Consider the following 26,531-nt stretch of genomic DNA (forward strand, 5'->3'; position numbering starts at 1 on the left):
TATGAAAAAAGTATTTTTCGGAATAGGTGCATTGCTTATCTTATTCGTAGCAGGGTTAGTTGTATTGATGACTGTAGACTTTAACCGTTTAAATAAAGACACTTACTATGTCCATATTGCGGCTGATGGTGAGGTAGAGGAGTATAAGGCAAGTAACGGTGAAATTTTCAAAATGTATTGGTATGAGCTGCCTGCCTACAATAAAAATGGCGAAGAAAAAACATTAAAATTCTCAGCTCACAAAAATTTACGCCATGATGCTTATTTAAAGCTTTATGTTAAAAAAGAGACAGAAGTCACTTCCTATGATGAGGTAAAATTCCACGAGTTACCGAATAAAGCGCAAGATCAAATGAAATAGCAAAAAGGAGCATCCACTAGTCAAACTAGGGCTGCTCCTTTTTTAAATAAATGGTAACGGATGTACCCTTTCCTTCTTCTGAAGTGATAGTAACAGTACCTCCATGGGCTTCAATAATATCCCTAGCAATGGCGGTGCCTAACCCGGTACCTGCTGTATTATCCGTATTTGTACCACGGTAATAGCGCTCAAAAATATGTTCTAAATCCACTGCGGAGATCCCTTTGCCATTATCCGCTATCGTAATGGAATCTTTATCGATAGATACATGGACAGATACATTCGGCGTATTGTGAAGCAGGGCGTTGTGTAAAAAGTTCATGATAGCTCTGCGCATAAAATGTTCGTCAATAAGATGGTGGTTGTTTTCTGAGATTGCTTCAAACTCTATATGGGATAGTTCAAACTGTGGGGTATTTAATGTATCAATCACAATCTCACGAATAAAAGGTACCATGTTGATTTCTTTTAAAGTGAGCGGTAGCTGCTGATGTCTTAAGCGCATCGTTAAATTTAAGTCATCAAGCAGATTTTGCATATGCAATGACTGTTTCTCGATAATTTGTGCATACTCGGCCTGTTCTTGAGAGGTGAGTGTCTCGTCGTCTAAAAGCTCTGCATAACCACGAATAGAGGCAAGCGGTGTTTTCATATCATGAGAGACATTGCTAATCCATTCCTCACGCATCAGTTCAAGACGCTTGCGTTCCTGCTCATGTGCAGCGAGTTCTCTGGATACTTCATTTAAATTTTCAAAAACTGTTTTATATACACCACCAGGCGTTTTAACTGGCTGATGCTCATGATTTTTTAAATGACGAATGCGTTCTATCAAGGCATAGAGAGGGGTCGTTAGCGTACGACCAAATAGCCAGCCAACCAGTGCAGCGACTATTAAATCAGCAATAACAATGAATAATCCGAATTTGCCAACAAACTGTAAGAAAGAGGTACCAGAAATATGCATGATTAATCTCGCAACAGTACTCCCTTTAATGCCAACAAGATAACTAACCTGATCTTTAACACCAACATAAACTGTCGTATCAGCATCAAATTCCTTATATTTGTATACTTGTATCAAATCAATGGGTGCGTAATGGGAAGGTGCTTCCTCTGGTGCAAATTGAGAACCAATAACTTGACCATTCATATCAAGTAATTGAATCCAAGCATTTCGCTGATGCAACTGTTCTAATCCTTCTGTACTTATGGAAGTTGCTCCATTTTCTATTTCAATATACTGCTGAAAATTGCGTACGAAATCCTCTTCTTTCGATTCAGTAGCTCCATCAGAATCATTAATAAGTCTATATGACAAAAGCCCAATGAGAATGGCCGTATTGACGAAAATTACGATGATCACAATGGATAGAACAGAAAAGAGGAAGCGAGCAGTCAATTTCCACTTCATGCTTGCACCTCTTTTGGTATGACGAACTTATACCCAAGACCTTTTACAGTTGTGATAAAAAAAGGTTTAGAGGCATCCTGCTCGATTTTTTCACGCAAACGTCGAATATGCACCATGACAGTATTATCAGAACCAAAAAAATCCTCTCCCCAGACACGCTCAAAAAGAGTCTCTTTACTTAAAATGCGATTAGGGTTTTTCATAAAACATGCCATTAAACCAACTTCCTTAGCCGTTAACTCCAATAAAACCCCATCCTTGTGTACTTCAGTTTCATCAGCATTAAGCTGGAAGGGGCCAACTTGTATCGTTTTTTCCGCAATGCTTGAAGTTGTTTCGTATGTTTGATAGCCAACTCTACGTAACTGTGCCTTTACACGGTAGGCAACTTCCTTAGGGCTAAAGGGTTTTGTAATATAATCGTCGCCTCCAATGGCAAGTCCTAAAATTTTATCAATTTCTTCATTTTTAGCAGACATGAAGAGCACTGGTACATGCGATACTTCACGGATCTGCCTACATAAATCATAGCCTTCCCCATCAGGAAGCATGACATCTAGAAGCACAATATCGGGACTTGTTTGCTGAAAGCTTGTCCAAGCATCGTGAATGGAGCCAGCTGTATAAATTTGTTTATAGCCTTCTTTTTGCAGGCTTACCTTTAGAAGATTAGCTAAATCTACCTCATCATCCACTACTAATATGGTTGGCTCTTGCATTTATTCACACATCCTTTCTTTTGATGAATACTTTCTCTTGAAAGAATCTTTATATGTTATGAACATCATTATAAATGAAATGTACTGAAAAGAGGAAATTAAGTATTACTAATAGAAGACTTTGTACTTACATTTGCGATTAAAATTGAAGATGGGGAATGAAACCTTTACAGCTACTAAACGTAAAAAGAGTATAAACGAATGAGGAGGAATGGCAATGTTTAAAAAAATAGCTGCCGATGCATTAGGATTATCTGATATTGGAGTAGTCGTTCAAAGAGAGGATTATGATAAAACAGATGCAGATGATTTTATACTACATGAAATTGATGAGAAAATTTACTTTTTAATTAAAACGAAGGCAGATGAATACTGCTTTACAAACCGTGCCATTCTCCATGTAGATGGCGAAAGCGCTATGAGTAAAAAACGATTACTACGTCGCTATGACTATTCTATGTACGCCATTACAGATGTTTTTCTCGAAACAGCAGGAACAATTGACCTTGATGTCGAAATTAAGTTTACAATCGGTAATTCTCCACTTTCCATCGACATTCATAAACGCTTTATTGATGACATTAAAGATTTATATAAAGCACTACATGCGATTAGCTACGAACAAAAGAACAATGCCTATAAGTTAGAAGTAGCAGAAAAAAGCTTGCATATTGCTTCTTCATCACTTGGACGAATTGGCAATGATAACATTTCTCCATCAGCCTCATTTGAGGCAATTACCCGCTTTGCGAATACTTGGATGATTGATCATAAAGATCAGTACAAAAAAGAAGATTTCTCACATATTTTTGATTTATATATGAATAATTAACTGTGCCTAGCAGTTTAGGCTGCTAATGTAAGAAGAAAAAAATAGCTCTCTGCGAATGTGGAGAGCGTTTTTTACATATAACCTCATACATAAAAAGACAAACTAGGAGCGTGACGAAAAATGACAAACGAATTGCATGTGCTTGACAAAGAGGGACTAGAAAGTGACTTTATACAGCAACCGCAAGCCGCTGAGACATTGTTCGTAAATGAGTTTATAGATGGTATTTTAGACCCTTCACAAGAAATGCTTGGGCCAGTTAAAGATGGAGGGACAATTATTGCCAACACCACACCGGGCTGCTGGGGCCCCATGTTAACACCAACTATAAGAGGTGGACATGAAGTAACGAAGCCTGTTTTTGTGGAGGGAGCTGAGGTGGGAGACGCCATCGTCATTAAAATTAAGTCTATTCAGGTTACTTCACTGGCCACTTCCTCTGGTCACGATGAGGCGATTACAGATCGATACATTGGCGATCCATTTGTTTCCGTAAAATGCCCAGGTTGTGGGAAGCTCCATCCAAACACAGTTGTTAAAGGTATAGGTCCTCAAGCCATTCGCTGTTCGACATGTGACACAGAGACAGCACCATTTAAAATGACGAATGGCTACACAATGACGTTTGATCATAAAGGGCAAATAGGTGTAACGGTTGGACGAGAGGGTGCCCGTCGTATTGCCCTTGATGCCAAAAATTACATGAGAACACCTGAAAACTCTACTCAAAATCCTGTTGTTGCACTAGCACCAAGTGACATAATAGGTGTCATGGCCAGAATGCGCCCATTTTTAGGTCAACTTGGTACAACCCCTTCAAAGGCAATGCCAGATTCTCATAATGCGGGTGATTTTGGTTCTTTCTTAATTGGGGCACCACATGAATATGCCCTTACACAGGATGAATTGGATTTACATCGCACTGATGGACATATGGATATTAGCAGAGTTCGTGAAGGCGCAACGATTATTTGTCCTGTAAAGGTTCCTGGTGGTGGTGTATACATTGGAGATATGCATGCAATGCAGGGAGATGGTGAGATTGCAGGACATACAACTGATGTAGCAGGGATTGTACAGCTTCAAGTTAGTGTCTTGAAGAAAGTAGCATTGGAAGGCCCTGTATTACTTCCGAATGAGGAAGATTTACCGTATACAGCAAAGCCTTTTACAAAGGAAGAAAAGCGTCGTGCTCGCGAACTAGCAGAGGAATTTGGCGTAAAACAGGTAGAAGAGGCATTCCCTGTATCAATCGTTGGTTCTGGCAAAACATTAAATGAGGCAACTGATAATGCTATTCGCCGAGCATCCAAGCTATTCGAATTACCTGAACCAGAGGTGTTAAATAGAGCAACTATCACAGGCTCTATAGAAATTGGCCGTCATCCTGGGGTGGTCACAGCCACTTTCCAAGTACCTAAAACGATACTGAAAAAGGTTCGAATTTATAAAACGGTGAAAAAACAATACGATTAAGAAATCAATTTGTCTGAAAGCAAACTTTCAAAGGTTTGCTTTTTTTTTGTAGGAGTTGTGAGTGGAGAAAGTGAATATTAGTCGGAAATTTGAAGTTAGAATTGAAATGTTATGATGGATTGATATAATGATAAAAGTTTAATATCCATCAATTTATAAGTATAAAAAATAGAGAAATAGCAAAGTCGGTGCTGAATGTCAGAATTAGTGCGAGTAGGAAATAAAATTGAAAAAAAGAATATCTTAAAGCCCTTTATTTTAAAGATGAAGGGAGGCGGACATGCACCCTCTCGGACAAATTTTGCTGATGCCTTTACTGGAGCGATAGGAGGCCTAATCTGTATTTTTGTGTTGCTTTTGTTAACAAATTATACAAATGCTCCTTGGTTAATGGCATCCCTTGGCGGGAGCTGTGTTCTTGTATTTGTCGTTTGGAATGCGCCATTATCTCAGCCTCGAAATATTATCGGTGGTCATTTGGTTTCTGCATTTATTGGCCTAGTGTTGTATTCAACATTAGGTTCGAGTATGTTGTCCATCAGCCTTGGTGTTGGGTTAACCATATTTTTCATGGCCTTGTTAGGCATTATTCATCCACCTGCGGGCGCCAATCCTATCATTATTATTTTAGGAGGATATAGCTGGAGTTACTTAATCATGCCTGTATTGATTGGGGCAGTCATTATTGTTTTCTTTGGTCTGTTAATAAATAATTTAAGAGAAACACGAAATTACCCACAATTTTGGTGATCAAGATTCCATCTACGAAGTACTCACTTCATAGATGGTTTTTTTTATTTGCATGCATTTTTGATAGGCATACCACTATTTTTTTAGCATATGTTAGTTAAGATTTGTTATATTGAAGAAAGAGTGTTAAAAACATGAATTTTAATGATAGGGGAAGATCTTTGTTGGTCGAACTTGATAGGAGGCTCCAATTGTATGCTGTTGGACTGTGATGAGCAATTATTCATGACATATAAACAAGGGAATGTAGAGGGTGCTGAAAATTTACTTACAACATGGTTAGAGGCAGAGGTAGATCTGCAAGAAGATCCAAAAATACTTGGTACTTCGCTCTCACCCAAACGATTTTTAGTAAACGAAGAAATGGCTATGAATATTGCCTTTTCCACAGCACGTAAATATTGGGGCCGTGCATCAACAGAAATGCAAATGTATTTTGACAAATATGGTTTAGATGCAAAATTTGTGAATGATCGGCTCAATGCCTTTTTTTATACACAAAAAGGAAAAGAAACTTTCTTTGAGCAGCTCTTTGCCCAACATACAATAGACCTGGAACGGTTAATTTGGCTGGTTTTTGGGAAAAGAATGCAGATGGAAATGCCAGTGAATGAGCTACAGACAATTATGTTATATAAATTTCAGGATGAGTATTTAGTGCATATGATGTATAAGGAACATACATCCTTTTGGCATTGGCTGTTCACAAAAAAGGTTTATTCACTTTTTATCCACAGACCATTAGAACAATTCACATTTCTTTATGAAATAATGGGTCATTTCGAGGATTCTATGAAAATGAGTTGTGAACATGTGGATAACTTTGTGAATAACTATAAAGTGATACTGGATAAGTGTATAACTCATGTGGATAAAAATAAATCTAGCTGTTTGGCTAAGAAACAGCTACGACTTTATCAAATTGTGACACATTATTGCTTATCGGAGGGCGACTATCATCGCGTCAAAGACTTTATTACTTCATTTGAAGCGGAATGGCGCTACTCCATGTACGCTCTAACAGAGAAGGAAAAAGTATTAATTGCCTATATTTTATTTCATATAGCAAATAGAGAACAGCAAAGTGAAAAAGTTATACATTATGGTGAATATTTATTAGAGGATGAGCGCTTAAATAATTACGCTATCGAAATTTTATTGGAATATAAAGATCTTTTGCCAAATCGGAAACCTACACCACCTGCAATTATAAAAAATTATCAACTAAATTATTTAGAAAACTTATATGCTGTTTTACTTGATCATTATGTAAAAGCGACACATTATGAAGATGGCTTACTGCTTTTAAAGGAACATGTATTAGCGTCTAATAAAAAGATAAATACCTCTTTAGTACAAAAAAATTATAGCAGTGAACAACTAATTGCTATTGAGGCGTACGTTCAACAGGATATTGCTCTACAGGTGAACAACTCACTACAGCATATTGGTTTGTCGGTAGAAGAATGGCGACAGAATTATCGTCAACCAGATGTACCTTACTATATAGTGGCACAGAGTGCTTCCTTGCATATGTTAAATATTTTACGGGTTTTATTTGTAACGGAGCAGTTCGAGCTATTTGAGAAATTAATAGAAATCTATAAAAAATATTTATTAATTGATGATCATTTTGAAAAACTCCGAGTATTTATTAGTGCCTATGTATAAAAAAGTGTCTAATACGTCCTTCATCGACAGTATTAGACACTTTTTCTTTTATTCCAAAACGCCTTTATCTTTCAAAGCCTTGATTTGTTCAGTATCATAGCCTAATGAACTTAGTATTTCCTCATTATGCTCACCTAGCTTAGCACCAACATGTTTGTATTCTGGATCAGAGCCATCAAATTTAAAAGGAGAAGCAACTTGTTGCTGTAATGTGCCATCCCCTTTGGGAATCGCAACAATCATTTCTCTTGCCTTTAGTTGCGGATGCTCGCAGGCTTCTGGGAATGTGAGAACAGGCTCCACACAGCCTTCAAAATCCTCATTAAATACTTCCAGCCATTCCTCATACGTTTTCGATAAAAAGGCATCATGAACAGCTTCTTTAAAACGAATTTGTGTGTAGTAGGAATCATTGAAAGTATTATCAATCAATTCAGGAATATCGAGTGCTTCACAAAGCAATTTCCGAAATTGAGGCTCTAAACTACCGACAGAGAAGAAGCGGCCATCCTTTGTTTTATAAAAATCATAATAACTGCCACCGTTTAAAATTTCCTGTTCTGGCTTTGGTACACGTCCACCTCCAATAAAGGCTGAGCCATACATAGCATTTAGTGAAAATACAGCATCTGTCATGCTAATATCAATGAATTGACCATCACCTGTTTTCTCACGATGAAGTGCAGCAGCCAGTACCCCAATCGCAGCATGCATCGTTCCACCTGCAATATCAGCTAGCTGAATTCCCATGGAGACAGGCTTTTTATCCTTATGGCGTGAATAATCAAGGACACCAGCTAATGAAAGGTAGTTATTATCATGCCCAGGTCGATTGCTATATGGTCCCGTTTGTCCATAGCCTGTAATCGCACAATAAATTACTCGTGGATTTATTTCTTTAAGTGCTTCATAGCCGATCCCGAGCCGTTGCATAACTCCAGGTCGGAAACCTTCAATTATTACGTCATATTCTTGTACAAGAGATTTCACAATTTCAATAGCTTCTGGTGATTTCAAATTTAACGTGATCGATTTTTTAGAACGATTTAAATGTTGATGGATGTAAGCTTCTTGATCATCATCGTAAGGAGGCATAATTCTTGTTAAATCGACGCGTTTGGAAGATTCAACATGTATAACATCGGCTCCTAAATCAGCAAAAATCATTGTTGCCATTGGTCCTGGTAGTAATGCAGAAAAATCGAGAATTTTTAACCCCTTTAAAATACCCAAATCTTCCAACCCCTTTTTGTGGGCTACACGACCATCCAGGATGGTAGAGTAGCGCCTTTCTCATAATCCCCATTGTGCGAAAAGCGTCGTGCAAAACTGTAATAATACAGAATATTTAATTTTAATCAGTATTATAACAGAATAAATCTTTTCTTGCCTATGTTAATTTTATTATAGAATAAACAATTCTACTTTTATATGTCAGAATAACAATAAAAGTAAAAAAATTTAGAATTTAGATTCTGCATCAACTGTCAGACAATTATTGTCAAATATTAGAAAGTTCAGTGAGAAGTAAAGAGCTTGTTGGAAAGAGAAAGTTTACTGGATAACCATATTATTCGACCCTCTTTATTGATACAATCCTAGAGATATGTTCTAGTGTTTAGCGGAAGGAGTCTCTTCAGAAATTTCCTTTTCTCTAGAAGAGCTGTTGCTTATAATAGGCACTAATTGTTAAAAATTATAAACATACTACATATATAGGTGGGAAGTAATGAAATCACATCAGTTAAAATTAAAGCATTTAATTATGGGAGTAGCTATGGCTGCATTCTTTTTTACAAGCATAGGTAGTGTTTGGGGCGGATACAGAATGAATGTTGATTCCATAAAGGAAAATACACTTGAAACAAATCGAGTGTATGCGCAAAAATTGGCTTCAACGGCAGACGCCTATCTTCATGAAGCCTTTCAAATTTTAAGTTATAGCGCCAATCAAGTGAGTGGAAGTTTGGATGATGAGCAAGTTTTAAATAGGGAAACAGACCGTCTAAGATTACAAAATGAAATGTTCAATTCAGTAGTCATAACAAATGCAGAGGGACTTGTTTTATCTGTATCACCACCCTCCATTGAAATTAAAGGTGAGGTTTTAACATCTCTTGGCGCACAAGAGGCATTAGCCCAAAAAATACCATTAGTTTCTAAACCTTACGAGGCGATGACAGGACGCCTCATTATTTTTATTTCCCATCCTATTTTTTCGCCATCTAACGAGTACTTGGGGATGGTAGCGGGAACAATTTATCTAAAAGAACCAAACGCCTTTAAAACGTTATTAGGAGAACATTATAGTAAGGATGGTTCCTACGTATATGTTGTAGATTCAGATGGACGAGTTATCTATCATCAGGACCCAAGCCGTATCAATGATGTTGTCACAAAAAATAAAGTCGTTCAAGCTGTGATGTCTGGTAAGAGTGGGGTTCAAATTGTTGACAACACAAAAGGAGTGAAAATGCTTGCCGGGTTTAGTACAGTGCCTTCCACAGGTTGGGGAGTTGTCGCCCAAAAGCCTTTAGAAGTAGCACTGGCACCTTCATTCGATAGAGTGCAGGAAGTTATTATTAAATCTGTACCACTTATGATAGTTTCAATTGTTATTGTGCTTTGGGCAGCGGCTCGCATTGCTAATCCTTTACAACAATTAGCCACGTTAACAGAAGAAAGTCTAGATAAGAAAAACGTAGAAGGCTTAAAATCAGTCAGTGGCTGGTACTTTGAAGCCCATTCGTTGAAGAATGTCTTAATTCGAAGTCTATCGTTTTTACATGGACAGGTTACATTTTTCAAGGATCAATCAACCGTAGATCCATTGACGGGTGTTACCAATCGACGAACGATGGATGCTATGTTGGCGGAGTGGCTAGAGAATAAGGTACCACATGCCATTATTTTGTTAGATTTAGATCACTTTAAAAGTGTGAACGACACATATGGTCATGCTGTTGGCGATAAAGTCCTGCAGTTTTTAGCCAAACATATGCAATCTGTAGCGCGAGAAGGAGATGTATGCTGTCGTTATGGTGGCGAGGAATTTGTAATGCTTCTGCCGAATACAACTGCCAAAGAGGCTGAGGAAGTGGCGGAACAATTGAGGGGAAAATTAGCTGAAACGGAAAGTCCATGTGGTAGACCCGTAACATTATCGGCAGGTATAGCCTTATATCCAGAAATGGCCCCTACGACTGAGACGTTAATTGAAGCGGCTGATGGAGCCTTATATGAGGCGAAACAAGCTGGACGAAATCAAGTTAAGGTTGCTGTACAAAAAATAAAGTAAAAATTGATTAAAATAAGCTTATGTTTTCGATTTTTTGGGTAATTGATTAATGCAAACATCATTTGGGCAAGCTATTTGTAAGTCATTCGCCAAATGACAGTAAACTATGTTCAAATGATATGTAATTCGGGTCACATCTCTCGATCGACTTGACAAGACGTAAGGTTATCCCCCTTTCCCTTATGACACCACAAGTACGACTAGATGTATGCCTATATATCGTGAAAGTCAAGTGAGCACCGATGCTCCTTGGCTTTTTTGTTGTTGGAAAATGGGGTAGAAATTTTTTGCTGGAAGAGTAGTCTCGAACTACTATGTTTATCAATAAATTTACTGGACTATTTTACATTTATCTATGAAGATTCGCCTTCTCTTGGTCGATATAAAGGGTATGATGAAAATGATATTTGTACGTATCAAAATACATAAGTGAAAGGAAGAGTGGAATGGATAAATCTAAAATCCAAAAAGTTAATAAAGCCTTGATAGCAACAGTATTTGCTTCAAGTGGGATTGCTGTTGTAGTGCCTTCACCACAAAAAGCGGCAGCGGCTACTTCTCCCTTTACAGACATAGATCAATACTCGGATAATTATAACGAAATTTTAAAACTATATTCACAGGGCGTGATGAGTGGTTTTGCGGATAATACTTTCCGCCCAGATGCAAGTGTAACACGTGGAGAGGCAGCGAAAATGCTGGCTACCGTTTTAAAATTGGATACGAAAAATATCCAAGATCCATATTATAAAGATGTGCCTAAGGGCAATGTCTATTATAAATATGTGGCGGCGTTGCAAAACGCAGGCATCATGTCTGGTTATTCAAATGGCACGTTTATGCCAAATGAAGTCCTAACACGAGGCGAGTTGGCTAAATTAGTAGTAGTTGGATTCCATCTAGAGGTTTCTCCTACGTATAATAATATTTTCAAAGATGTCAACAGCCAAACAAGCAATGCTATTTATATTCAAACTTTAATCGATTTGAATATTACAAAGGGTACAACACCTGTTACATTTGCTCCTTTTGATGCTGTAACGCGTGGACAATTTGCTTCATTTGTAGTGGGTTCACAAGAGAAGAAGAATAATGAAACATCTTACAAAATTACAAATGTTGATGATGACGCAGTCTATATAAATGGCCAATCTTATACAATTCCAGAAAGTCTTTCACATATTTTAAATGACTATAATGCACCAGTTTTAAAGGGGGCCTTAATTGAGGGGGATCTTTCTAGTAAAGCCCTTCGCTCCATCTCAAAATTAACTTTAAATGCTAGTGGTACAAGCTCTCGCTTCCTTGATTTTGATGGTAATTACGGTTCATTAGGTGCAACGATTGTAGTTAATGGCAACTATATTGAATTTTCGAATCTGAAAATGACAGGGACAATGTTTGTTAATGAAACAGTTCGCCCACCATTGAATTTAGGAACTACTTATAATCAACCACTAGCTCTTGGTCGTGTGGCAAGTAATAATATCTCATTTATCAATTGGTCCAACCCAGATAATAATAAAGGGGAAGATTCATCTAATAATAATAATTCAACGAATGATCTTCAAAATTGGACAAAGCCAAATACGGATAAAGACAAGCCATTAGTGAACTGGTCTAAAGAAAAACAGGAAATGAAAAATGTTGAAAAACATCTTGAATTTTATAACAGTAGTGTTTCTAGACTAGTTGTATCTCAAACTGGCACAAAGATTGAGACAAATACAAAATTACCTCGCGTAGACATCATTGGTAATGTGCGAGAGTTTGAAATACAAGGCGATATTGGCACGTTAAATCTCAATACAGAAACAAAGCTTACAATTTACGGTTCAGGAAATATCGATTGGATCAACTATAATAGCTACACAGATCTTGAGCTATACATCGATGGTCGAATTGGCACATTATTTGTAGAAAATTCCTATGGTAAGATTGATATTGGAGATTATACGTATATCGATAAGGTCATCTTACCTAAAGATGGATCGCCAAATAATATCTTCGATGATTTCCTTGATGATAAAGATAACATCGGCAATATTACTGATCCAGATGGCAAACCAATCGATAAAGATGAAAACGAGAATCAAAATCCTGATGATAAAACAAAGCCTACCGTTAGCATTACCAATGTCAAAGTACTAAATGGTAGTGAAATTCAGGCAGATTTTACATCGGATGAAGTCGGTACGTACTATTATATTGTCCGTGAAAAAGGTGCAGAAGTACCAAATAAACGCGAAATGGTCAATCATCTTTCAAATGAGAACGTAGCTTACGGAAGTGGTGCCGCTGTAAAAGGTACAAACTCCGTTAAAGTATCCAATCTAGGTGAGAAAAAAGAATATGTCATCTACATCATGGTTGTAGACGGCTCGAAAAATGCATCTGATATTGTGTCACAATCATTCCAGATGAAAGATGCATCACCGCCAGTAGTGAAATCTTTACAAGTTACACCTTTCCACGGAGGCACAAGAGCTGAGTTCAAATTTGCAGCAAGTGAGCCTGGAGATTATTACTACTATGTACGTAAGAAAACAACAGCAGCTGACCCGACAACGGCAGACATCGTCGCTAACCCAACAGACCAAGGGAAAGCAAAAGCTGGTGAACTTGGCATAACTGGAATCTTAACAGGTCTTGATCCAGAGACAGATTACCAGCTTTATGTCGTAATGAAGGATGATTCAGGAAACTACTCTGTAGATCCTGCTGTTGTAAAGGATTTTAAAACTGGTGAGCTTGATAATGTTCCTCCATATGTTGTGGGCGGTCAACTTGTTTTACTAGATGAGATTAAAAATGAATTTTATATAACAGTTAGTGAGGAATTAGATCCTGTTTCTGCAGAAAAAATAGAGAACTATGATCTTTCTGGGACTGGTATAGTCAACCAAGGTGATCAGCAACCAATTCATCCTACAAAGGTTGTCTATAATAAAGCTCAGAAAAGACTTACTTTCACCATCCCATCACTAACAGGTTTTGTTAATGGTGATAACCTAATTGTTACAATATCACCAAATGTCAAAGATTTGGCTGATATTGAGTTTGAAAATATCAATAATATTCCGAACAATACTGTTCCACGGAACACGGCTGAATATATTCATAATGATAATGAACTACCGGTACTTACAATTATCGGGGAGCCTGCTATTAATAATACAAAGGATCAAACGCTTTTAGAGTTTAATGCTTCAAAAGCCGGGACATATCATTATTTAATTATGGAGTCAGATTTAACTCTTACACGTGATGACCGCTTACGGTTAATTGAATCAGTCCAATTAAATGAGACAACATTTAAAGTTGGAACACAGGATGTGGCGATTGTAGGAAGTGGTGGAAATAAACCTGCACAATTAGGGAAGCAAAAGGTTACAATTCCTTTACCAAATACATTCCCACCATTAGATCCATTTAAGAGCTATTCTATTTATATGGTCTTGCGTGATCGTTCAGGAAATGTTTCAGATATACAAACTAAACATGTTATTGATGATAGAACTGCGCCAAAGATTGAAAATACCTCTATTAAAATAGCTGAAGGTGATAAAAAAGCTACCTTTAAATTTATGTCTGATGAAGCTGGTACGTATTACTATATTCTTAGAAAAGCTGGTGAAACAACAGTTCCAGTACCAACTAGTGCTGAGGAGGTTATTGAAAGAGGAAGAGCTAGTTCTATGCGAAAGGATACAAATGAAATTAGCTTTACCTTAGATCCTCATCAGAACTATGAGCTATATGTTGCAGTACAGGATAGATATAAGAATGCAACAATGCTTCAAGTAGGTACAGAGTCAATAATCTATACTCATGATGAAAAGCAAAATAAAACATTTAGTTTGACACCAAGTTTAAATAATACAGGGATAATGGCATATAAATTCTTCTCTGATGGTACACCACCAAAGGTAGAAGATCCAATCGTAAGACAGTTGGATGGTAAGACATTTGAAGTGACTTTCTCTGAGGCAGTTGAATTAACAGATTCAAACTTTCAATTAGTGAATCCTGAAACAGGTAGTGCAATTACTCCTACTTATGCTTCATGGAAATGGCAGGATAAAGTAGATGAAATTGATGGGTGGAAGCCACGTAAAATGATAATTACATTTGCTAATGAAGTTACACAAAGCTTCGATATGACTGTAGATGTTTCCGTTAAAGATAAAGGTGACTGGACATTTAGCAAGCCAAAAGCACAGTATCAATATCCAACAAAAGTTAATACAATTACTTCAGCGACATTGTTACCTGATACAGAATTCCCAAGTAATCCAAACATCTCTAAGAAGGTTCAGGTAGTTGCAAACTTGAATGCCGATATTACATGGGATCAGCATTACTATTATGCAGTTCTTGCGGATGGCTATGAACTAACATTAGATAATATTAGGGATATTATAGTTAGGGCTGATAATAGTAATTATACAGATATTCCTGGTGGTGCAATAATATCTTATGGTAAGGGACAAATAACAAAACCTTCAGATGCAAGTTCTGCTAAGACATTTACAGCAATACAAACAAGCAATAATCCAAATTCTACAAACGTATTCCAGAAAGATCAAAAAATATATCTATTTACTAAAGATAAATACGGAAATATAGTTTATGCAAAAGAGTCAACAGCTCCAACGGCTCCAAACTTTGTATTAATTCAACCTAGTACACCGTAGAATATAAGAACACTAGCTATGAATTCTAATAGTTAGTGTTTTTTTTGATTATAAAAGTGAATGGTAAATTTTATCCAATAGTGGTAGAAGTAAATAAAATAGACGGGAAAAGTTATACAGTTATGAATGTGACAATTACCGTATACACCTGTGGTATCAAGCGGAATTTCTATGTGGGGAGGCACAAATACTATAGCCAAATAATGGACCATATATTGAAATTGGTGAAGAAACACTTTTGGGTGATCGATTATTTGAATTAATTTCTGGGGATAAAGAGGCTCAAAAGGCATTTGATGAATTACAACAAGACTCATTGTGGAACTCTTTACCTGGAGTGAAAAACAATAAAGTTCGCTTTATTGAGGATAATACAAAAAGCCAAAGTTGCATAAATGCACTTTGGCTTTTCTATTTCAACTAAGAATCTAAAAACCTTGGCAGACGACCAAGCATGCAAGGTAGAACGCTCACATGGTCCTCTTCATCGAACTTCACATAATGAGTATGAATGTTTTTAACACTTAATCGCTTCATTCGTTCAGCAGCTAAATCAGCTCCCTCTAGCATATCTGGTAACTCGTTAGCACCGATTGTGAGTAAGAGATTAATAGCATGTTGACCGTTCCAATCTTCAAAAAATTGGTCTATTACTTTTAGTACCGCATTATCAGCCCACCAAACAGAGGGACTGCCAGCTATAACGTGACTGAATAAATGAGGCCTTGCACATAAAGCGAAAAGTGTGAAAAGACCGCCTAAGGAATGTCCAACAACCGCTTGTTTCTTTTTGTTGATGGGCCATTCCTTTTCGACAGTAGGCATTAGTTCATGTTCAATAAAGTCTAGAAACTCATTGGCACTGCCGTTTGGAGGCCAAGGGGTTCCATCTGGACGTGGTGGCAGCTTCCCTTCACTAACAGGGAGGGTAAAATCATTGCAGCGTCGTTCCATATCAAAAGGTTCCTTAGAGGGATAGCCAATACCAATAACAAGAATGGGCTCATAGCCTTTTGGTTTGCGCGTTTGTAATTTTACCGCCTCTGCAAGCGTTGGAAAAACGGCATCCCCATCTAATGCATATATAACACCATAACCATCTGCCGGTGGTGCATCTGTTGGGTTAGCAATTAATATTCGATAGTCTAATTGGTTGTGGGATGTCATGGCATATTCAAAATAGGTTTCTGATACATATGGTTTTTTTGTCATTGTTGTCATGGCGCTAGAAACTCCAATACATCGTCTATCACTTTCCCCTGTGCATGAATACCACCATTTAGCCAATAATCTCCAGATGTTTCAAATACCTGATTACTCTTGAAGGCGTCTGTACTTTGCCAGATTGTACTCTCCTTCAATTCATTTAAAAATTCATCGCCAAGATTGCCATCATTGATTAGGAAAATATAATCGGCATCTAGTTCAGGTAGAATTTCCAATGATACTTCAAACGCACCATTTTTTACGTAGCTACTTTGCTCGAATCCTAATTCATGTGTTAATACATACCCACTGAAATATTCATCTGTCATGAAAAACATCCCTTTGGCGTTAAAGCGAATTAACGCTACTGTTTTGCCTTCCGTTTTGAAAGCCAGCTTTGATTTTGCTGCATCCACCTTTTCTTGATATTCCTGTATGGCTTGCTGTGCTTTATCAGGCTTGTCTAGTAATTGCCCTAACATTTTAATTGAACCTTCTATATCAGTCGCTGCATTTTTGAACACATAGGTAGGTGCAATTTTTGCATATTTTTCATATGTGCCATTTTCAACATAAAACGAATTATGCAAAACAATTAAGTCTGGCTTATCTGCCATAATCGTTTCAGGAGATGGGGGACCGCTTGCAAAGCTAATTTCAGGTATGCCTTGTAGCTGATCCTGTAAATAGAGTTGCGGTTTAACACCATTCGACCATTGCATAGTAGGCTTAATACCAAGAGCTAGTAAGGAATCCTCCAAAACAGGCGCGAATATTTTAGTGGGCTTAGCTTTTAATGTTACTTCATTGCCAGCCTCATCCTGTATGGTTAATGGATAAGCACTTTGCTCCTTAATATTGTCTGAGTTTGCCTGTGTTTCAATCTTTTTTTCTTTACTGCTTGATTGGGCATTGCAGGCAGAAAGTAATCCAATAGCTAGCATTAAAGTGGCCAGAATATAGACAGATTTTATAATCGTTTGACAGTGGTTACGACCATCCATTGTTGTTCAATGTCTCCTTTCATTGATAATCATTCTCAAAAGGAATTATAATTCACTGTCGGATACGATACCATGGACGGGAACAGGAAAAGAGTTTGGATTTTTTCCGGTTAACATGAGCAACATTTCATCTAGCATTCGGTTTACCGCAATAGCAGAGTATTCAAACCAAGGATTTGATGGCAAAACATAGACATGTCCATTTTTTACAGCTCGGAGCTCTTTCCAATGATCAAGGTATGGTAAAGTGAGCCAATAATTTCGAGTCGGGGAATCTGGACAAACGATAAATAGTAAACGATCTGGGTTTATGTCTCCTAGCTGATCAAGCGTAATTAGCTCATTACATGTTTGCTGTTGCGCATCAATAGGGCAGAGCTGCAAATCTGTAAATAGGACATCCTGAATCCCTTTATTGCAATATAAAAATAATTGGTCGCCACATAATCGTAAAACGGCAAAACTATCTTCCTTGGTCACTCGTTTAATTTCTTGCTTTGCCTCTAATACCTTTTGTTCGTAGGACTGTATGAAATGCTCACATGTGCTGTGTCTTTTGACAGCAACGGCTATTTCTCTTAGTTGTGTTCGCCAATCCTTAGCTTCTATATAAACACTTTTAATGCCAATTGTTTGAAGCCAATCAAGCATGGAAATAGAGGGCTCCTCTTGAAAAATATGAATATCAGGCTTCGCTGAAGCTAATTTTCTAAAGTTATCCTCTGATTCTGCATCAAAAATATTCACATGCACTTGGATTTTATCCTGATAATGATTGTAATAATAAGGACTCCATTTAGCATTCAGTGGGGCAGCAACAGGAACGATGCCAAGAGCTAATAAGTTTCCGATAGTGGACACAGAAAAGGTAGAAATACGCTGGCGGCCTATTTTACTAAAAGCAGAAGGTGAAACCCCAACCTCCTTTTTAAATTTGCGACTAAAATAAAATTCGTCACTGTAGCCTACTTTTCTAGCAATCTCACGCAGTAATAGGTCAGTATCACGCAATAATTGTTTGGCATGTCCAATGCGTAGCTCTGTTAAATAATCTGTGGCACTTTGCCCAAATGCCCTTTTAAATGCCTCTCCAAAGTAGCTAGAACTTAGACCAGAAATGATTGCGAGATGCTCAATCGTCAGAGGCTGGTGATGATTTTTAGCAATATAATCACGTATATCCTTTAATGATATTTGTGTCGTCGTTCTATCTGTCATACTTTCTGTTTTCATGTAAAATATCACCCCTTGAATTTATATTATTTTGCAGTAATTAATAATCTCGGTAAAGCGCCAAGTAATTTTTCTCTCGTAAAGGCATCGCTATAATTCCACTTTGTTGCATCTACTAAATATACGTGGTTGTTCTGTACAGCCTTGAGATCCTTCCAAATATCGCTATTCATTAATTTCATCGTGGCCATTTGCGAGTCGGGTTTATCCGATAAAAGCAGGAAAATTCGATCACCAACATACTTTGGTAAGTGATCTATTGGTATTTCTTTATATCCGTTGCCTGCTTGAAGCAATTTTTTTACTTGCTGGTGAGGCTGAAATCCATCTGGATGAAAAAGAGCAGGAGATAGACCTGTACAGCCCATGACATAAAGGCGTTTACCATGATCAAAGGTCAAGACCGTTGCTGTTTCACCTGGGTCTACGACTGATTGGAGCTTTTGCCACATCGTTTTTTCTTGGACTTTATAGCGGGCTAGCCAATCTTCTGCACGTTGTTGTTGGCTAAGCCATTGTCCTAATAGAAGGATGCGTTCCTCTAAAGAATCCCAAGAATTTAAGGTAATAGTTGGAGCAATTGATGATAGTGCTTGATATTGCTGCTCATCATTATTTGTAAAGATAATTAAATCTGGGTTTAGCTTTGAAGATTTTTCAAGATTAATGGGAAAGGCAACATCTTGAATATAAGGAACATGGTTTTTATAAAAGGATTTACTAATAGACTTCTTGTCACCGCCTATTGGTTGAACATCAAAGATCAGCATATCCCCAAACGTTTCTCCGTGATAAATAATTCGGTGAGGGGCGGATGGGATCGTGACTTCATGTCCTGTCCAATCTTTTACAACCGTTCGTTGCCTATATTGTCGGGCAAACTGTTTTGGCGGAATACCGATCACCTGTCGGAAGCGGCGATTAAAATAATATTCATCATCAAATCCAACTTGTTGTGCAATATCCTTTAATGGCTCATTAGTTTGTAATAATAATTCCTTTGCGTTTGTAAGACGTAATTCTGTAATATAATCTAGCGGCTTCTTCCCCGTTAAAGATTGAAAGATTGTACTATATTGCCATTGGGCTATATGAGCAAGTTCAGCTAGCATCTTAACGGTTAAAGGCTGTTGATAATATTTATGTACATAATTGATCGTTTCCTCGACTGCCTTCGTCATAGTTAATTGGACATTTCTATGAAGCTGATGTTCAAATAATAAATTTAATAGTTCATATAAAATACCTTGCTGTTTAAAATAATCCGATTGGGTCTTTAATTGATACAGATCTTGTGTAAGACGGATAAATCGTGTATTCGGATAAACGGTATGCTCCACTTCATCAGAAAAAATAGGTCCTAGATAAGGAGAAGGGAGCTCCAGTTGTAGCTGGAAAGCCGTAAAGGTTATTTTATAGAAGCAGAATTCATTTGTTAGATCCGATAAATCGATCATGGAATGAGGTTGTATAAGAAAAATCTTTCCTTTGGTCACCAAATAGGGAATGTCATCTATTGTTAATGTCCCACAGCCATCCGTAAAAAGTATCATGGTATGGTGTGATGGGCAAATAAAAGGGTAGCTCTGTGAAATACAGTCAATATCTTCTAAATGAAATAATAAATTATGTCTAAAAGAATGATTGTCTTCCATTTATTCACGTCCTTGCTAAATGAAAATGATTATCAATTAACTTTATTGTATAAAAAGTAAAGAGACATTTCAACAAAGATGAAATGTCTCTTTAAATCTATTTTTTTAACATAGTAGGTAATTCGGTTAATAACCATTCTCTAGTTGAGGCATCGCTATCACTTTTTTGAATATCAATTGTGTAAACATGCCCATTTTTTACAGCAGGTAGGTTTTTCCAAATTGGACTATTCATCATTTCTTTTGTCGATTGTTTTGCTTCATCATCTACTGGTGTTAGGATGAAAATTCGATCGCCAGCATATTCAGGAAGAAGCTCTGTAGAAATTTCAGCAAAGCCTGTGCCATCATCAAGTATTTTTTGAATCTTATCATCAGGCTTAAGAACATTTGAATCGTATAAAACTTGAGAAAGCCCTGCACGTGCCATTACAAATAATCGATCACCTGGATAATATGTTAATACAGATGCAGTTTCATCTGGTTTAACCGTCCCATCAGTCACAAGCGACTCCCACATTTTATCCGCTTTTTCTGTATAATCAGCTATCCATTGAGCGGCTTCTTCTTTTTTATTCAGTATATCGCCCAGTTCCGTTAAACGTTGGTTCAAAGGTGCGAACGTATCAAACACTATTGTTGGAGCAATTTTAGAAAGCTGTGCATATGTTTTATCATCAGCAGTACCAATAATAATAAGGTCTGGCTTTAATGACAATGTTTGCTCTACATTAATCGGAAAACCAACGTCCTCCACATCTTTTACACGATCTTCCCAAGCATAATCAGTAATCCAGGAGAATCCTGCACCAACTGTTTTGAAATTTAATGCAAGCACATCCCCGTATCCTTCGCCATGATAAACTACTCTCTCAGGATTCACAGGGATTTCTACCTCATGACTTAAATAATCCTTATAAATACGTGTTGTCGGTTCTGCCGTTGCTGTCTCTTTTTGATTAGTCTCTTCATTGTTAGAACCACAAGCAGCCAATAGGACTCCAACCAGTAGTAAGAGGCTACAAATGAGCATATGTCGATTTACTTTTTTCATATCTTTTCCTCCGTAATTGATAATCATTATCATACGTTAGCATAAATTAAACCTTATTTTAGAACAATGGACAAACTAAATATAGTTCATTGAGGTTTATCCAAAAATTGCATTGATGATGTTTTACGACAGAATTTAAAATCCGTTTAACCGTAATATCATCCTTTAATCGGTAGAAAGTTAACCTTTTATTACTCTATGATTCAACAATGAAAGGGGTGTAAGGATGAAAAAATTTTGGGTGTTCGTCATAACAGGTATGTTATTAATCGTCACGACTACAGGATTTGCTCGTATGTCATATGGTATTATTTTGCCTTTTATGCAGGAAGAAATGAGCTTCACAACCTCTCAATCTGGTTCTCTAGGTACGATATTATTTTTAGGTTATTTATTTACTGTAGGCATGTCAGGAATACTTACAATGCGTATTGGTGCAAAAAAAGTTCTATTAGTAGGAGGGGGCAGTGTCGTTTTAGGGCTAACGAGTCTAGTGTTCGTCACTAACTTTGGGTGGGCTGCTATTTCACTGTTTTTTGTCGGAGCAGGGAGTGCACTTGTGTATACACCATTATTATCGATAGCTGTTAGTTTATATCCCAAGAAGCGAGGGATAGTGATGGGGCTGTTAATGAGCGGCGCTGGTATTGGGATGCTATTATCAGGGTTACTCGTACCATTTATGCTACAGTATTTTCCTGTATTAGGTTGGCGTGGAACTTGGCTAATATTCGCGTTTTTGACGATGATTGTTATGTTGCTGGCTTTTTGGACCATAAAGCAACCGCCTACTGCTAAAAAGGATATTGCACAGGAACAAATGGCGGCATGGCGCAGTAAAGGACTGTATATAATAGCAGGAATTTATTTTGCAGTAGGTCTTGTCTATCTCATACCAAATATATATCAAACAAGCTATATGATGAATCTTGGTATGTCCAATGCAACGGCAGGTACTGTGTATGCCATCGCAGGGATTGTTTCGATTGGAGGTGCACCGTTCTGGGGAATGCTAGCAGATAAAATGGGTGTTAAAAAGGCATTAATAACAGCATTACTATTATCAGTCGTTGGAGATTTATTGCCTATTATGTTAGTTAACATTAGAGGGTTTATAGTATCCTCCATAATTTGGGGATCATCACTTGGTGGTGTGCTGATTTTAATACAAATGAAAGCCAGTCAAGAAGTGTCTCCTCAGTATGTTGCACCGGCTATCGGTTTTATTTCTATTTTTTATGCAGTGGGTCAAATGATAGGACCAGGCTTAGCTGGCTGGTTGATTGAGTATTTTGGTGGATTTTCAATTGCGTATGGCTTTGGAGCGATTATTTTCATTTTATGTATAGTACTCGTATGTACATTGGTTGAAAAAAAGAATGAAGAGGTATAATGCCATAGCTTAAAGATCGGACGTAGGTTATACTTTAGATAATTAATGATAATAATTCTCAATTGCAGTGCTAAGGAGGTGGTGAACTGTATGAATGTGGACTTTCACCAAAATTTCACTCAATTTTTTCAGGCATTAGATGTACTAAAGCCACAGGAAACGTCCATACATTATATGGAATTCCAATCAACCATGAAGGAAGGGGCAATTCATCGTCTCTTGCCCCGTACAGATTTAGAAGTGGTTATATCAGATTATTCATTTCATCAAGACTATCAAATGAATATTTTAACAACGAAGCCAATGGTAGAAATAAGCTACTGCTTGCAGGGAACACGAAGCGTTCACATTTCTAATTGTGAATATAGAGTAAAAGCAGGGACATGCACACTGCAATTGATGGAATCTATAGAGGCAAATTTTTTATTTAATAAAGATGAGTCTTATCAGATGGTCAGTATTGGTATACCTGTAACAACGTTTAACCATTACATGAAAAAAATCAATGAGTATGATGGTGCTTCCAGCAGATTTTCAATGATTCTTCGTGGGTCTCCTTATCGCTTGTTTCAAAAGAAAATAAACCCACCAGACTTGCTTATGGTAAAACAACTTCTAGAAGCGATAGCAGCTAATCAGATAACTAATTTGCAATTAGAAAATATAGCTTTACAACTTTTAACAAGTACATTTCAGTCCTTTTTCCCTCAATCCATAAACCAGGTGGAATTCTCACTTGACGATAGAAAAAAACTTTTTCAAGCACAAGCTATCATGGTTGAGAATATGATGAATCCCCCTTCTTTAATGGAGCTGTCTCGTTTAATTGGTTTAAATGATTTTAAGCTGAAAAAAGGCTTTAAAGAGATGTATGGTACAACAGTATTTGGCTATTTACGTGAGAAGCGTTTGGAGCAGGCAAGTTTATTATTACAAAACGGAACAATGAATGTTATGGAAGTAGCTAATGCAGTGGGCTATTCTAATCCAAGTCATTTTGCTGAGGTGTTTAAGGAGAAATATGGGGTGAGCCCTCGAGACTTTTTAAAATATCGAACACAATAAAACCCTTCAGCATGATAAGGTAGCTGAAGGGGTATTTCTACTTAGCGATACTATCTAACACATTTTCAATGATTTGGCGATTGGCAATGGCCCCAGAATATAACCAGCTTGAGCTTTGGTCAAATTCATAAACGTGGCCATTTTTTATGGCGGGTATATTTGCTAGGAGAGGATCGCTTAGTAATGTAGAACTGCCTGCACGATCACTGTTAATAACAAAGAGATAGTCTGCATCTATTTGTACGAATTTTTCTAAAGATACTTGTGACCAATCACCAGCAGCAGAGGCGGATATTTCTTTCACTAGGCTAGGAGTTTTTAGCCCAAGATCCTCATAAAGAACAATACCACTCGAGGCTGTATTGCTTACCATATAAATTGTATTGTTAATATTCCAGATGACAGTGGCGGAAGGGTTCCCTACTTTATTGTGAATATCCTCCTTTGCCTCTTTAGCAAATTGATCATAATCTGTAAGGACTTCCTTTGCTTTATCTACTAGATTAAAAATTTCTCCCACTTTCAGAAGCTTATTACGCCAATTATTACCTTCTGCTCCCATTACATATGTAGGCGCAATTTTCCTATATTGCTCGTATTTTTCCCCTTCTGCGATTTCTGATGAACCGATTACAATTAAATCTGGATTAAAGCTTGTAACTGCTTCAAAGGGAAGGTCAAACTCAATTGTTGGAATGTCCTTTAATGATTCCTGAAGGTAGTCTTGAATAGACGCCCCACCTTTTACTGACCATTGTGCTACTGGCTTAATGCCTAAAGCGATGAGGTGATCTTCTAGGTAGGGTGCAATAATACGCTGGGGACTTTCGGAGACTGTTACTTCATTACCTAATGAATCTGTTAATACACGATTTGAGTGATCAATGTTAGCCTTATCTGCTGATGGAACTGATTGATTTCCACATGCAGCTAAGAGCATCGAAAAAATAAGAATACCTGTGAATAAGGAATTCTTTTTAAAAAAATTTGTCAAAGCTATAATCCTCCCAATGCAATTGATTTCTAATATTCTATTCCATTATAATGAAAATGATAATCAATATCAATTGAGAGATTAGGAGATAGAACTAGAATGTACAAAGATAATGAGTTACTGTGCCAATTTTTTTATCAACCTATTCAAATTATGAGATTAGTGGAACTATTATGCGATAAGAGAGGGCGTTTGGCATACCCATTTATCATTGTCGTTTATGAGGGTCATGCCATTTATACGCTCCAAGGTCGACAGCTTCAGCTTAGCTCAAATTCTGTTATGTTTGTGGATGATGGAGACGATTTTCAACTACTTAAAGCAAATGAATGTATAGGGGTTGTCATTATTTACCGTGCATATGGCCCGAATATAGTTAATTTATTACAAGATACCACTTTAATGGTACATTGCACATATCGTCTCATGAATTTAGTCAAGGAGATAGAAAGAGAAGCGAAGATTACAGTTGAAAGTAATCCGTTTCGTTTACAAAAACTATTTGGTGAAATGTTAGAAGAACTGTACAACCATTTACGTACTAACAAAGAACAAGAAGGTTTGTGGATTGATAGGGTACTTGATTATATGAATCTACATTTCAATGAAGACTTAACAAGAGAGGAAATGGCTGAAAAAGCGCAGGTAAGTCCCGAACATTTTTCTCGTACGTTTCATAAGCACACTGGATATACGTATAGCGAGTATTTAACATTATTAAGGATAAGGGAATCTCAGAAAAAACTATTATTAGGGATGCCAAAATTAGATGATTTAGCCCAGGTAGTAGGATACAGAGAGGGGACCTATTTAAGTCGGAAATTTAAAGAAATTGTCGGTGTATCGCCTACAGTTTATTATCAAAAATCTAAACGCCTTATTGTACTGAATGCCAATCATACTGCCTGCTTACTTGCCCTAGGGGTTACCCCAGTGTTGGGGGTGTACTCTCCATTTTTAGAAAATATTAAGTCTGTTCCATCCTCGCAGAAACTTACGGGATATGAGCAAGATATTGCTTCCAATTATCAGGAAATAATTGCTGCTTGTCCTGATGTCGTTATTAACTATAGTGGTAGCATGGAAAAACAGGCTTTACTGTCAATAGGCCCTGTTTTTGAGCTATCCTGTAGCCAATTAAGTTGGCGCGAACAATTTGGGCTAATTGCAAATTTAGTAGATAGACGAGAAGTGTACAATCATTGGCTTCGACAATATGATGAACAGATAGTTCACTGTAACCAGCTTCTTGATCGACGATTTGGGGCAAGGGGTACTGCTATTGTTTGGGAAATAGGTAGTCATGCAGCTTATTGTCTAAATAGTAGTCATGGGAGGGGAAGCCATATACTTTACGAGGATTTAGGGTTTAGTCGGCCGGACGAAATTGTCGCACATAATATAGAAAAGACAGGATATTTAACAGTAAATATTGAAGAAATCGTACATTTTCCAGCTGATTATATTTTTGTTACGGCACTTCCAACAAAAGATTCAGGAAAAGAGAGTCTCTTAGCCGTATTACACTCTGAAAAATGGAAGTCGCTGGCGGCTGTTCAAAAGAAACAGGTGTATTTTATGAACCAGTATGAAACATTTTATGGGTATGATCCATTATCTACAGCAGTTCAATTACAAAAATTGATGGAAGTACTGACATCATAAAATAACATGGCAATAAATCACTTTCATGCATAGACAGTTATTTG

General features: G+C 37.2%; 19 protein-coding genes. 10 read left to right on the forward strand and 9 right to left on the reverse strand.

The window, feature by feature from the left end:
- Position 1 precedes the first annotated feature (1 nt).
- Positions 2 to 361 (forward strand): YxeA family protein, encoded by a 360-nt coding sequence (locus tag B3D94_RS01185; protein ID WP_025116912.1) that lies wholly within the window; start codon positions 2 to 4, stop codon positions 359 to 361.
- A gap of 25 nt (positions 362 to 386) precedes the next feature.
- Here the strand turns inward: B3D94_RS01185 and B3D94_RS01190 are convergent, their stop codons facing one another.
- Together B3D94_RS01190 and B3D94_RS01195 are read right to left on the reverse strand one after the other, a co-directional pair.
- Positions 387 to 1,775 (reverse strand): sensor histidine kinase, encoded by a 1,389-nt coding sequence (locus B3D94_RS01190; RefSeq protein WP_069479740.1) that lies wholly within the window; start codon positions 1,773 to 1,775, stop codon positions 387 to 389.
- Positions 1,772 to 2,494 (reverse strand): response regulator transcription factor, encoded by a 723-nt coding sequence (locus tag B3D94_RS01195; RefSeq protein WP_069479741.1) that lies wholly within the window; start codon positions 2,492 to 2,494, stop codon positions 1,772 to 1,774. The genes B3D94_RS01190 and B3D94_RS01195 overlap by 4 nt, the downstream gene beginning before the upstream one ends.
- 217 nt (positions 2,495 to 2,711) lie before the next feature.
- Here B3D94_RS01195 and B3D94_RS01200 point away from each other — a divergent pair, with 217 nt between their 5' ends.
- The 4 genes from B3D94_RS01200 to B3D94_RS01215 all read left to right on the forward strand — a co-directional run bounded on the left by B3D94_RS01200 (position 2,712) and on the right by B3D94_RS01215 (position 7,223).
- Complete coding sequence (locus tag B3D94_RS01200; protein WP_036122248.1) at positions 2,712 to 3,326, forward strand: PH domain-containing protein; 615 nt, start codon at positions 2,712 to 2,714, stop codon at positions 3,324 to 3,326.
- A gap of 120 nt (positions 3,327 to 3,446) precedes the next feature.
- Positions 3,447 to 4,802: an acetamidase/formamidase family protein gene (locus B3D94_RS01205; RefSeq protein WP_193834132.1), complete on the forward strand. Its 1,356-nt coding sequence runs from the start codon at positions 3,447 to 3,449 to the stop codon at positions 4,800 to 4,802.
- Between the two features lie 195 nt (positions 4,803 to 4,997).
- Positions 4,998 to 5,552, forward strand: a complete 555-nt coding sequence (locus B3D94_RS01210; protein ID WP_069479743.1) for an HPP family protein — start codon at positions 4,998 to 5,000, stop codon at positions 5,550 to 5,552.
- Positions 5,553 to 5,747: 195 nt separating this feature from the next.
- Positions 5,748 to 7,223 (forward strand): hypothetical protein, encoded by a 1,476-nt coding sequence (locus tag B3D94_RS01215; protein WP_291753781.1) that lies wholly within the window; start codon positions 5,748 to 5,750, stop codon positions 7,221 to 7,223.
- A gap of 48 nt (positions 7,224 to 7,271) precedes the next feature.
- Here B3D94_RS01215 and B3D94_RS01220 read toward each other — a convergent pair whose 3' ends face one another.
- Positions 7,272 to 8,456: a CaiB/BaiF CoA transferase family protein gene (locus tag B3D94_RS01220; protein WP_291753784.1), complete on the reverse strand. Its 1,185-nt coding sequence runs from the start codon at positions 8,454 to 8,456 to the stop codon at positions 7,272 to 7,274.
- A 496-nt stretch (positions 8,457 to 8,952) separates the two neighbouring features.
- Between B3D94_RS01220 and B3D94_RS01225 the strand changes: the two genes are divergently transcribed.
- Together B3D94_RS01225 and B3D94_RS01230 are read left to right on the forward strand one after the other, a co-directional pair.
- Positions 8,953 to 10,521, forward strand: coding sequence for a sensor domain-containing diguanylate cyclase (locus B3D94_RS01225; protein ID WP_291753786.1), 1,569 nt, complete (start codon positions 8,953 to 8,955; stop codon positions 10,519 to 10,521).
- A 446-nt stretch (positions 10,522 to 10,967) separates the two neighbouring features.
- Positions 10,968 to 15,218 (forward strand): S-layer homology domain-containing protein, encoded by a 4,251-nt coding sequence (locus B3D94_RS01230; RefSeq protein ID WP_291753787.1) that lies wholly within the window; start codon positions 10,968 to 10,970, stop codon positions 15,216 to 15,218.
- Between the two features lie 420 nt (positions 15,219 to 15,638).
- Here B3D94_RS01230 and B3D94_RS01235 read toward each other — a convergent pair whose 3' ends face one another.
- The 5 genes from B3D94_RS01235 to B3D94_RS01255 all read right to left on the reverse strand — a co-directional run bounded on the left by B3D94_RS01235 (position 15,639) and on the right by B3D94_RS01255 (position 21,370).
- Positions 15,639 to 16,439, reverse strand: coding sequence for an alpha/beta hydrolase (locus B3D94_RS01235; protein ID WP_291753790.1), 801 nt, complete (start codon positions 16,437 to 16,439; stop codon positions 15,639 to 15,641).
- The gene (locus B3D94_RS01240; RefSeq protein WP_291753792.1) at positions 16,436 to 17,428 is read right to left on the reverse strand and encodes an ABC transporter substrate-binding protein; all 993 of its coding nucleotides are present in this window, start codon (positions 17,426 to 17,428) and stop codon (positions 16,436 to 16,438) included. The genes B3D94_RS01235 and B3D94_RS01240 overlap by 4 nt, the downstream gene beginning before the upstream one ends.
- A gap of 45 nt (positions 17,429 to 17,473) precedes the next feature.
- Positions 17,474 to 18,661, reverse strand: coding sequence for an AraC family transcriptional regulator (locus tag B3D94_RS01245; protein ID WP_291753794.1), 1,188 nt, complete (start codon positions 18,659 to 18,661; stop codon positions 17,474 to 17,476).
- Between the two features lie 26 nt (positions 18,662 to 18,687).
- Positions 18,688 to 20,316 (reverse strand): ABC transporter substrate-binding protein, encoded by a 1,629-nt coding sequence (locus B3D94_RS01250; RefSeq protein WP_291753797.1) that lies wholly within the window; start codon positions 20,314 to 20,316, stop codon positions 18,688 to 18,690.
- A gap of 97 nt (positions 20,317 to 20,413) precedes the next feature.
- A complete protein-coding gene (locus B3D94_RS01255; RefSeq protein WP_291753799.1) occupies positions 20,414 to 21,370 on the reverse strand; it encodes an ABC transporter substrate-binding protein in 957 nt (318 codons plus the stop codon).
- 226 nt (positions 21,371 to 21,596) lie between these two features.
- Here B3D94_RS01255 and B3D94_RS01260 point away from each other — a divergent pair, with 226 nt between their 5' ends.
- Together B3D94_RS01260 and B3D94_RS01265 are read left to right on the forward strand one after the other, a co-directional pair.
- The gene (locus B3D94_RS01260) at positions 21,597 to 22,763 is read left to right on the forward strand and encodes an MFS transporter (RefSeq protein ID WP_291753801.1); all 1,167 of its coding nucleotides are present in this window, start codon (positions 21,597 to 21,599) and stop codon (positions 22,761 to 22,763) included.
- A gap of 90 nt (positions 22,764 to 22,853) precedes the next feature.
- Positions 22,854 to 23,828 (forward strand): helix-turn-helix transcriptional regulator, encoded by a 975-nt coding sequence (locus B3D94_RS01265; RefSeq protein ID WP_291753803.1) that lies wholly within the window; start codon positions 22,854 to 22,856, stop codon positions 23,826 to 23,828.
- Positions 23,829 to 23,865: 37 nt separating this feature from the next.
- On the opposite strand, the gene B3D94_RS01270 is transcribed toward B3D94_RS01265, so the two are convergent.
- Positions 23,866 to 24,822, reverse strand: a complete 957-nt coding sequence (locus tag B3D94_RS01270; RefSeq protein WP_291753806.1) for an ABC transporter substrate-binding protein — start codon at positions 24,820 to 24,822, stop codon at positions 23,866 to 23,868.
- Positions 24,823 to 24,921: 99 nt separating this feature from the next.
- Between B3D94_RS01270 and B3D94_RS01275 the strand changes: the two genes are divergently transcribed.
- Positions 24,922 to 26,487: an ABC transporter substrate-binding protein gene (locus tag B3D94_RS01275; RefSeq protein ID WP_069479756.1), complete on the forward strand. Its 1,566-nt coding sequence runs from the start codon at positions 24,922 to 24,924 to the stop codon at positions 26,485 to 26,487.
- Positions 26,488 to 26,531: the final 44 nt, after the last annotated feature.

Origin of the sequence: Lysinibacillus sp. UBA5990 (genome assembly GCF_002429815.1) — a bacterium.
GTDB classification, from domain to species: Bacteria; Bacillota; Bacilli; order Bacillales_A; family Planococcaceae; genus Lysinibacillus; species Lysinibacillus fusiformis.

Excerpts from the sequence above, each read along its gene's own strand:
- B3D94_RS01195 (WP_069479741.1), bottom strand. The coding sequence starts at position 2,494 with ATGCAAGAGCCAACCATATTAGTAGTGGATGATGAGGTAGATTTAGCT.
- B3D94_RS01245 (WP_291753794.1), bottom strand. The coding sequence starts at position 18,661 with ATGAAAACAGAAAGTATGACAGATAGAACGACGACACAAATATCATTA.
- B3D94_RS01265 (WP_291753803.1), top strand. The coding sequence starts at position 22,854 with ATGAATGTGGACTTTCACCAAAATTTCACTCAATTTTTTCAGGCATTA.
- B3D94_RS01210 (WP_069479743.1), top strand. The coding sequence starts at position 4,998 with ATGTCAGAATTAGTGCGAGTAGGAAATAAAATTGAAAAAAAGAATATC.
- B3D94_RS01215 (WP_291753781.1), top strand. The coding sequence starts at position 5,748 with ATGCTGTTGGACTGTGATGAGCAATTATTCATGACATATAAACAAGGG.
- B3D94_RS01190 (WP_069479740.1), bottom strand. The coding sequence starts at position 1,775 with ATGAAGTGGAAATTGACTGCTCGCTTCCTCTTTTCTGTTCTATCCATT.
- B3D94_RS01275 (WP_069479756.1), top strand. The coding sequence starts at position 24,922 with ATGTACAAAGATAATGAGTTACTGTGCCAATTTTTTTATCAACCTATT.
- B3D94_RS01250 (WP_291753797.1), bottom strand. The coding sequence starts at position 20,316 with ATGGAAGACAATCATTCTTTTAGACATAATTTATTATTTCATTTAGAA.
- B3D94_RS01225 (WP_291753786.1), top strand. The coding sequence starts at position 8,953 with ATGAAATCACATCAGTTAAAATTAAAGCATTTAATTATGGGAGTAGCT.
- B3D94_RS01205 (WP_193834132.1), top strand. The coding sequence starts at position 3,447 with ATGACAAACGAATTGCATGTGCTTGACAAAGAGGGACTAGAAAGTGAC.
- B3D94_RS01235 (WP_291753790.1), bottom strand. The coding sequence starts at position 16,439 with ATGACAACAATGACAAAAAAACCATATGTATCAGAAACCTATTTTGAA.
- B3D94_RS01185 (WP_025116912.1), top strand. The coding sequence starts at position 2 with ATGAAAAAAGTATTTTTCGGAATAGGTGCATTGCTTATCTTATTCGTA.
- B3D94_RS01260 (WP_291753801.1), top strand. The coding sequence starts at position 21,597 with ATGAAAAAATTTTGGGTGTTCGTCATAACAGGTATGTTATTAATCGTC.
- B3D94_RS01200 (WP_036122248.1), top strand. The coding sequence starts at position 2,712 with ATGTTTAAAAAAATAGCTGCCGATGCATTAGGATTATCTGATATTGGA.
- B3D94_RS01240 (WP_291753792.1), bottom strand. The coding sequence starts at position 17,428 with ATGGATGGTCGTAACCACTGTCAAACGATTATAAAATCTGTCTATATT.
- B3D94_RS01230 (WP_291753787.1), top strand. The coding sequence starts at position 10,968 with ATGGATAAATCTAAAATCCAAAAAGTTAATAAAGCCTTGATAGCAACA.
- B3D94_RS01255 (WP_291753799.1), bottom strand. The coding sequence starts at position 21,370 with ATGAAAAAAGTAAATCGACATATGCTCATTTGTAGCCTCTTACTACTG.